General features: G+C 34.1%; 11 protein-coding genes. 3 read left to right on the forward strand and 8 right to left on the reverse strand.

Going from position 1 to position 8135, the window contains the following annotated elements:
* Positions 1 to 224: 224 nt before the first annotated feature.
* Entirely contained in the window at positions 225 to 551 is a 327-nt protein-coding gene (locus FTU75_RS17730; RefSeq protein ID WP_005108845.1) for a hypothetical protein, read from the reverse strand.
* On the reverse strand, positions 541 to 972 hold the full coding sequence (locus FTU75_RS17735; protein WP_005108844.1) for a hypothetical protein: 432 nt from the start codon (positions 970 to 972) through the stop codon (positions 541 to 543). The genes FTU75_RS17730 and FTU75_RS17735 overlap by 11 nt, the downstream gene beginning before the upstream one ends.
* Before the next feature lie 106 nt (positions 973 to 1078).
* Here FTU75_RS17735 and FTU75_RS17740 point away from each other — a divergent pair, with 106 nt between their 5' ends.
* Positions 1079 to 1393 (forward strand): hypothetical protein, encoded by a 315-nt coding sequence (locus FTU75_RS17740; protein ID WP_005108843.1) that lies wholly within the window; start codon positions 1079 to 1081, stop codon positions 1391 to 1393.
* Between the two features lie 189 nt (positions 1394 to 1582).
* Here FTU75_RS17740 and FTU75_RS17745 read toward each other — a convergent pair whose 3' ends face one another.
* From FTU75_RS17745 to mobQ, 3 genes are all read right to left on the reverse strand, one after another.
* On the reverse strand, positions 1583 to 2149 hold the full coding sequence (locus FTU75_RS17745; RefSeq protein WP_233945591.1) for a plasmid replication DNA-binding protein: 567 nt from the start codon (positions 2147 to 2149) through the stop codon (positions 1583 to 1585).
* Positions 2150 to 2209: 60 nt separating this feature from the next.
* Positions 2210 to 3133: a replication initiation protein RepM gene (repM, locus tag FTU75_RS17750; protein WP_005174434.1), complete on the reverse strand. Its 924-nt coding sequence runs from the start codon at positions 3131 to 3133 to the stop codon at positions 2210 to 2212.
* 686 nt (positions 3134 to 3819) lie between these two features.
* Complete coding sequence (gene mobQ / locus FTU75_RS17755; protein WP_233945590.1) at positions 3820 to 5574, reverse strand: MobQ family relaxase; 1755 nt, start codon at positions 5572 to 5574, stop codon at positions 3820 to 3822.
* 258 nt (positions 5575 to 5832) lie between these two features.
* Between mobQ and FTU75_RS17760 the strand changes: the two genes are divergently transcribed.
* Positions 5833 to 6207 (forward strand): hypothetical protein, encoded by a 375-nt coding sequence (locus FTU75_RS17760; protein WP_086322809.1) that lies wholly within the window; start codon positions 5833 to 5835, stop codon positions 6205 to 6207.
* 176 nt (positions 6208 to 6383) lie between these two features.
* Positions 6384 to 6704, forward strand: a complete 321-nt coding sequence (locus tag FTU75_RS17765; RefSeq protein ID WP_179997607.1) for a GrlR family regulatory protein — start codon at positions 6384 to 6386, stop codon at positions 6702 to 6704.
* A 45-nt stretch (positions 6705 to 6749) separates the two neighbouring features.
* Here FTU75_RS17765 and FTU75_RS17770 read toward each other — a convergent pair whose 3' ends face one another.
* The 3 genes from FTU75_RS17770 to FTU75_RS17780 all read right to left on the reverse strand — a co-directional run bounded on the left by FTU75_RS17770 (position 6750) and on the right by FTU75_RS17780 (position 7653).
* Positions 6750 to 7043 carry a type II toxin-antitoxin system RelE/ParE family toxin gene (locus FTU75_RS17770; protein WP_074947749.1) on the reverse strand — a complete coding sequence of 98 codons (294 nt, stop codon included), beginning with the start codon at positions 7041 to 7043 and terminating at the stop codon, positions 6750 to 6752.
* Positions 7033 to 7278 carry a type II toxin-antitoxin system RelB/DinJ family antitoxin gene (locus tag FTU75_RS17775; RefSeq protein WP_111885987.1) on the reverse strand — a complete coding sequence of 82 codons (246 nt, stop codon included), beginning with the start codon at positions 7276 to 7278 and terminating at the stop codon, positions 7033 to 7035. Before FTU75_RS17775 ends, FTU75_RS17770 begins: the two co-directional genes overlap by 11 nt.
* Positions 7279 to 7452: 174 nt before the next feature.
* Positions 7453 to 7653 carry a hypothetical protein gene (locus tag FTU75_RS17780; RefSeq protein WP_163146734.1) on the reverse strand — a complete coding sequence of 67 codons (201 nt, stop codon included), beginning with the start codon at positions 7651 to 7653 and terminating at the stop codon, positions 7453 to 7455.
* Positions 7654 to 8135: the final 482 nt, after the last annotated feature.

The raw sequence follows: 8135 nt of genomic DNA on the forward strand, positions 1-8135 counted from the left end.
TTTTTTTTAAGAACATAAGAAAATTGCAAAAGTGCATATTCTAAAAGCGGACATTTTTACTTTGGAGAAACCGGACATTTCTACTTTGGGCTTACATCTAAGTTTCGTATAACCGCCATTATGTTAAATGGAGGTTAGATTGGTGGAAAACTCCAGTTTTTGAAACTTCAAATAGAAGCTCTTTCGTTCAATTAGTAATTGTAATTTCTATATAAATTTATATTCTATTGAATAATTATTTCATAAATTCTCCTATCATATTTGGCTGCATATGTAGCTACTTCTTGATTAATCTTTTTATGACTTTTATCTACATATGAAAAGATTATTGAATCCTCATTATGCTGCTCATAGTTGATGGCGTATTTATATTCCGAATAAGGATAAAGAGTACCTAAGCTATAAGTTTTTTGAGCACTGATATAAGTTATTTTAAGATCTGTGATTGGGGCATTGGTCCAATTTTTAATAGAAATATATCCATTCTTTTCTAATGGTTGGCATCCTATAATTAAAACTAATGCAAGACAGTAAAATAGGCTATTCTTCATTTTGGTAGTTCTGTTCAATTGGTCTTATGAGTCGACTAATAACTATAACTTTTGAGGTATCACAGCTAGGATCTACTTCAGTTATCCAAGAATAATTATTTTTTTCTAGAGGATAGGATTCTCCGCCTCCATATGCTGCTTTATCACCTAAAAAATAAGTATCCGAATCTACTTTTAGGCTCTTAGTTTCCATATCCCAATCTAGAGTTTTTGTAGCAAAAATTGGCAGAACTTTAGATCCATCAGCATGTTCTAGGTATAGGCATTTACCTTCCCTAATAAGCTTAGCCTCACTATAACTTGCATTATCTGCTCCCCCCGTATATTGAATACGTGGAACAACTATATTTGATTCAATTTTTTCTGTAACTGGACTACAGGCTGCAAGTAAACTTAATAAAATAAATTCTAATCTTTTCATATTAAAGGAATTTTTTGATAAAATCATAATAGAGAAATTAAAGCAAATTATTCCAAAAGGCTCTGATTAAAAATTGTTAAAATTAATAGATATATGAGATAAAATTATGAAAAAATTTTTATATTTTAATTTCTTAGCAATTATTTTGACCTACGTATCTTTGCTTTATCAAAAAAATATATTAGTTGACCGCATAGTTGTAGATAAGCTTGGAGAAGTTGAAGTCATAGCTGGGGGATTTCCTCTACAGTTCCTTATAGATGGTGAAACCTCTCCAGTCGGAAGTATAAGTATCAATCCTTTATTTATTTTCATCGGCATGGATCAATTTGTTTTTCTCAATTTTTTTATTGATTATTTATTTTGGATAAGTATTTTATTTGCTTTTTCTATGATTGTGAAAAAGTACAGAATTGTATAGATCTCCTAAAATTAACATAATACGCGTTATACGAAATACTGTTTTTTATTCGATATAAATCATAGTTTTATATTGATGTTGAAAGCCCAAGTATGTGTACTTGGGCTTTTTTAATGATTACTCACGTTCCACGCTCAATAAACAAGCAATGTTCCACACTTTTGTTTAGCTAAAAACAACAATAAAACCTTACTCATCTGTAAAAACTGCCCGAGCTAAACGGCCCAATAATCCCCTTTTTTTAGGTTCCGGTTCAACGTGTTTAGGAATAGGTATACGCTTGTTGTCTTCCCCAGGAGTAGTCAATGCGTCATAGTTCGACTCAATCTCTGGCCGAGGATCTGTTGCTATATTTAGATTAGTAGATTCATTTAGCTTATTAGTATTTTCTTGTTTTGGCTGTTCTAAGGTGCCTTTAAACTCAATTCTATGAGTTAGATCTTCAATATGTTGCATCAAAGACTTTTCTCTTTGATTTGCTAAATCTAACTGATTTTTAAGTAAAGTAATCTGATCTTTTAGAACATTTTCGATTTCGGACTGTATGCGTACAGGTGCATCCTTCTGGACTTGTTCAATACGTGTACTGGACTGAACACCAGTTGGATTTCCATAAACTCTTATTAATTCCGATAGGTCTATGAGTCCATCACTATCCCTTGATAATTCACCATTTTTTATAGCTTCATAAATTGTTGTTCTAGACTTTTTAAAGGCTTTACTGGCGTCCATAACGCTGAATTTTGTTGTGTTCAATGGTGTCCCTCAGTACGTGTACAGGGATGTTCATATGAACATCCGATCTAAACATGAAGTTTATTTTGCATTAAAGCCTACTTTCTCTAGATATGGCAGTAGCTCCTCAAATTTTTGTAGATCTTTTAGCATTTCAGAAATTCGAACTGCGAACTGCGAGTAGCTTTCAGTACCTTGAGAATATTTATTCATTTCTGGAAGCTCAGATAGCTTATTAGCAAAAAAATGTCGCTGCGCATCAGTAAATTTTGAGAAAATCTCAAGAGTAGTTTGCTTTTTATTGTTAGCTATAACGACTTTTTTCTGTTTAAAGGTAAATGAAAAGCCAGAAATATTACGTCCCTTTTTATGTTGCTGACATTGGACCTTAATATCTGTATGTTCATTAATTTGAGCAATAGCCAAATTTAATACTCGGTCTTTGAAATTCCCCATTCTTGTATATTCATCATCAAGAACACCTATTTTTTTCCTGAACTCTGCTAGTTCAATAATAGGAGTTTGGCCTGTACTGCGCCAAGCTATTAACAATTCATATAACCGCACAGCATACGCACTGCTGAGATTACTAATTTGTTGTAATTCATATTTAGTAAATTGCTCTTCTAAACGTGTAATAAGTGGGACGATTGCAGGAGCAAATATTAACTTCACGGTTGCTTCATCATCGATATATCTAATCTCGCTGACCCAGCGGCTTAAAACATTTTCTACATTTCCTCTCTTATTGATTTCTTGATAGCTAAATTGGCGTACGAATAGATCTTTACAAGCATCTTTTAACGCTTGGTACGCTGTTTGTCTTGCAACATTAAATTGATTTACATAGCTCTCAGCATGGACTTCTAATGGATCATTGGCATTAATGCCTCGACCACTATCTCTTGCTTCAACAATAGCTAATAAGATTAAACGCTGTTCTACTAAATCTAAGTTATAACTCGCATTAATTAATGCATTATCTTTAACTACTAAATCCCGCACTTTATTTATCTATCTTATTAGTTATGAATATAAGTCTATATTAATAAATCTGTAGATTAATGCAAGGTAAACGTGGTTAAATCTACAAGATAAACAAGGTAGACTTATGGTAGGTAAACGTAGTCATATTGGTAGGTAAACGTAGTCATATTGGTAGGTAAACGTAGTCATATTGGTAGGTAAACGTAGTCATATGAAGTCTAGAAGCCTTTATTTACAAGGCTTTCAGCTTACCTAAAAGCATTTAAAAACTTTAAAAATAATTAAAAGCCCAGGGAATGAAAAATTGCCCTTGGTTTTCGCTACGCTCAAACTCTATTGAACTTCGCTTTCGCTCAGTTCGTAGGGGCAATTTTTGGCTTAAAATTTCGTGACTTTTTAAAAAAGAAAAGCAACTAGGAATTCGCTTCGCTCATAGAACTTTTTCACTCGCTTCGCTCGACATAAAGCCACCGTAATCAGTTCGCACCCATTCGGGATGCTCTGATTCTGAGTTCTTGATACACAGGGGAGCCTGTAATCAGGGAAAAACAAGTGAAAAAATTTAGATCCCTGTAGTTCGCTCGTAGACACTCGCTAAATGCTCTCATTTGCGATTTAAGAGTTTTTTCTTAACTCAACTATAAATCTACTGTGGTTTAGCAAAACATCGCTAAAAACCCTATTTTTTTGCGTTTAAACAGCATTCACCAAGGTCGGTAATCGTTTTTATTTTCATTTTCTGGTTTTTTAGGCTCATTTTTTTGCTGTTTTTCCAATTCTTGCCGTCTTAGAAATGCCAAATGTTCTCGTTCGCGTCTATCTTGTTCATAGCGTTGTTCTCTTTGCTCTCGTTCTTTACGTAATTGCTCTCTAAATTCACTTTCTCTGCGATCATTTTCAATTTTTCGTTGGCGATCCACTTCCGCTTGGCGTACTTGCTGCATTCTTTCTTGTTCAATTTTGAGATCATCTGCCCGTTTTTCGACAAGGATAGGTTTCATATCATCATTAAAATCATGCAGGGTATCGAAAGAGTGAACGTACTCTCGTTTTAGCTTTTGCCAGAAAGTGGGTTTTATCGTTGGTCGTTCAATCCCATTATTTTCCAGTATCTCTGAGCATTGGCCTAAGCGTTTGACGACATTCTCAATATCGTATTCTTTAGCAAGTTGTTCGACCTCGGTTGCGTATTCTCTCCAGTTCTCATTTTTTGCCTGTTCTACTGATTTTTCAGTCGCATAAAAATCAGGTTTTTTTATATCTCTGTAAGTATGATGGTAAGAGTCATAAAACAAATTATCGTTACGTAGGTAAAAATCGCTTTTGTTTTCTGCTAACCATCGTTTTGTCTTGGTGAGATTTGATTCAATCTGTTTTTGATTATTAGCAGCATTGCTTTGAATGGTGTAAAACTGACTAGCAAATTCTGCATAAATATCCTGGCAACGAATGAAGTCATCATATGCGTTGTCAATCTGTTGAACCTGTTGTTCTTGCAGGCGTTCTTCTTCTAGGTTGAGATGTTCTAATTCTGCTAAAAGCTCTTTTTCTTCTGCTTCGGTTAACTGAAGTTCGTTCTCTAGTTGGGTAATCTGATCTTCTAATCGACTTGGAACAATAATTTCTTGATCAAGGCCCTTGATGATCTGTTGGTATTCTCGTGCAGCATCTAAATTTTTGGCTTTGATGGCTTCATTTTCAAGTGCAATTCTTGGTAGCACAATTTCAGTGTTACGTTCGTCAAGCGGTCTTTTTTGTTCCTCATCATATTGTCTGCGAAGTGCTGTAGCTTCATGCCCTTCATGATGAGTGGGTTCAAGAAAGTCTAAGCCCTGATCCTTGTAACTCCGGTGGTCGATGCGTTCGTCTAGTCCGGCATTTTCCAATACTGTGTTTACAACATTGGCAAAAGTTGCTCGGCTGTCCTTCAGGATCTCGGGACCATGGTCGTTGAAGATTCTTTGTTTCTTTCCTAATTCGCCTTTTTCATTGATGAGTCTGGTCGTGAACATCATGTGTACGTGATAGTTTTTATTATTGGTTTCATCGTTATGTTCATGTGGTGCATGGATGCAGGCATCGACAATAACATTGTGCTTGTTCACAAAGTCTCGGCAAAAGTCATCAACGATTTTTATGCGTTCTGCATCTGTTAATTCATGTGGTAAAGCACAGATATATTCTTTGGCGAGTCGTGCATTGGCTTTCATTGAGCCATTGGCATTGAATTCTTTTTTTTCTACTGTATTCCAAAGTGTTTGACGGTCTAAAAGTTTTGTATTGGTATGTTCTGGTGCATAAATATTTTTGTATTCAAGTCCCTTTTTTTTAGTGTAGTCCTGAGTCTTTCCAAAAGTCAGATCCTCTAATTTTTCACAGGCACGATAAGCAGCACAAGCAACGGCTGAACGTCCGTCACTTCGTGAGATGTTGCTTTCATTCAAATGAAAAATTGCCACTTTAAAAACCTAAATTTCTGCATACCGTGGTTTTGATTTTTGCAACTTTGAAAAAGTTGCTGACCATGCTAAAGCGAGGTCATGGGGTACAGGGGTTTCCCCTGTCGCAACGTCCACTTTTGAATGAAATGATAAAAGTGGGTAAGTGCGCCCTTCATTTCATTCCGGGAAAACTCCGCTTCGCTACGTTTGATATTGCTCGCTTTGTTTTTTGACTCTATGATGATGTTTGATTATTGATCATCACGGTTTAATACTATGTCAGATATTCAAGAAAAGAAAGATGCAGTTTTAAAGAAGCTCACTAAAGCACAGCAGAAGAAGTTATCTCTACAAGAGCAAATTGAGTATTTGAAAAAAGAACAAGAGCAGATCTTAGAACAGGCAAAACAGAAACAGAATGAGCTTAAACTTAAGCAGCAAAAACTTTTAAGTGAAGCCAAAGCTCAAGAACGGAAAAATGAAACTAGACGGAAAATTTTGCTTGGCGCTTGGGTTTTGAATAAATTTAAGAATGATGAATCTTTTAAACATCAATGGGCTGATTTTGAGCAGTTTTTAAGTGCGGAAAGTAAGACAGAAGAAAATAGACAGAAAGATAAAGAGCTTTTTAATGATCTTTTTAAGGGATAAGTTCTAAATTTCATATAAGAGATTTTATGTTAAATAAAGGTTAACTACTATGAAATGCTAATGTTTGTATTACAGGAGAGGTAGCTCAATTTGTTTGAACAACTAAAAGCTTATTTAAAGTTGAAATTGGCGTAAAATATATAAAACACTCACTTTGTTGAACTGGTATTTTAAGAATGCGAGATGGTATTTACTTCCTTGAATTTCAAGATAATTTTAATGATTTTGGTAATGGAGTTTTTGTAGTACAAAATAATATAATAAATGGTGGAAACTATGCATTTTCCTTTCAAGGTGAAATCATTAATCAAAAATCGAAAGTTATTATAAAACAACATGATAATAGTATAGAAAAAGCTATAAATGAAACTTTAAATGTATCTATTAAAAAGACGAATTATGATTATGAATTATTAGGGAGTATTACTAATAGACCTAATTTAGTCGTTTATATAAAAGCAAAATTTATAGGTGACTTATTTCTAAAATTAACATAATACACGTTATGCGAAGTCAAAAATGGGAGCTCTAAGCTCCCATTTTTAGTCTTTAATGCGCTTTTTCGCTTCGTCATAAACTATGCTGTCAGCTCGTTTCCCAACCGTAATGAGCAAGATAACTACCTGATCATCTTTAACTTGATAAACTAGTCGGACTCCAGCCTTTAATAATTTAATTTTGTAGCAACCTGCAAGATCACCTCTAAGCATATTCTTTGGAATATGTGGCTGCTCTATGACCTTGGCAAGTTTTTTCTTAAATTGATCTCTTATAGCACTAGGAAGCTTTTCCCATTCAGCTGTGAAGTCCTTATGACGTAAAAGCTTATAAGTCATCTAAAGTAATTTCCTCAAACATTTCTTTAGGATCATTAATACGTTTACGAACAATCGCTAATAGCTCGGTATCCTCTTCTGAGAGTAAGGCTTTTTGTACAGGGAGTTTCCCAGTCGCTGCAATGTATTCAAGGACATTTGTAAAAAACTCAGTAGGTGCAATACCTTGTTCTCTTAGAACTGAATAAGATTTTTCTTTAAGGGCTTCATCGACCCTGAAGTTAACAGTAGCCATTATTTTTCCCATTTATTGAATGCATAGGAATATTGTAATGCAAGTTGCATTACGTGGCTAGTTCGTATAATCCGTATTATGTTAATTTCAGAGAAACTATTACAAATAGAATATTACTTTTATATTCTCAAATGAGCCGCTATCTTTCTTAAAAAATACTATAAATAACTGTTATTACTGATTATTATTTTTTAAATCAGGGCGAATTTTATAAATATTATTTTGGAGTTCAAAAATATGACTGAGAGCTTTTCCTATCAGTAAGATATTTTCTCTATTTTCTAGTGATGGATCTGATTGAATCTTACTAGGAATACTGTCTAATAATATTGCAGCTTGATACAAATCATCATTTATTTTTTTTAATTGATCCATTTTTCTCTTCTATATATGTTGGTAAGGATCCCAATCATATTACATTGAGATCCTGATTTATTAGGCCGTGGTATATCTTGTTGTAGCTTCTCTAGTTTCTGAACTAAAAAGGTTTAATAATCTATCCGATGATGGTACAGGAAGATTTGGTGGATTCCAATCACCTGTAGTGATGCATGTATTTAAAGAGTTTCCACACTCTGACATTCCACCGCTACCAGCAGACCCATAGACATCAATACAGTCTGCATAATATTCTGCACACATCACAATTCTTTCGTTAAATAATATGAAGGCGTTGTAGGATCATATGCAAGAGCAAGACTACTAGTTATTATTGTACTAATTAGAACTATTTTTTTTAAGAACATAAGAAAATTGCAAAAGTGCATATTCTAAAAGCGGACATTTTTACTTTGGAGAAACCGGACATTTCTACTTTGGGCTTACATCTAAGTTTCGTATAACCGCCATTATGTTAA

Source organism: Acinetobacter sp. YH12140 (assembly GCF_013418475.1).
Classification (GTDB): Bacteria; Pseudomonadota; Gammaproteobacteria; order Pseudomonadales; family Moraxellaceae; genus Acinetobacter; species Acinetobacter amyesii.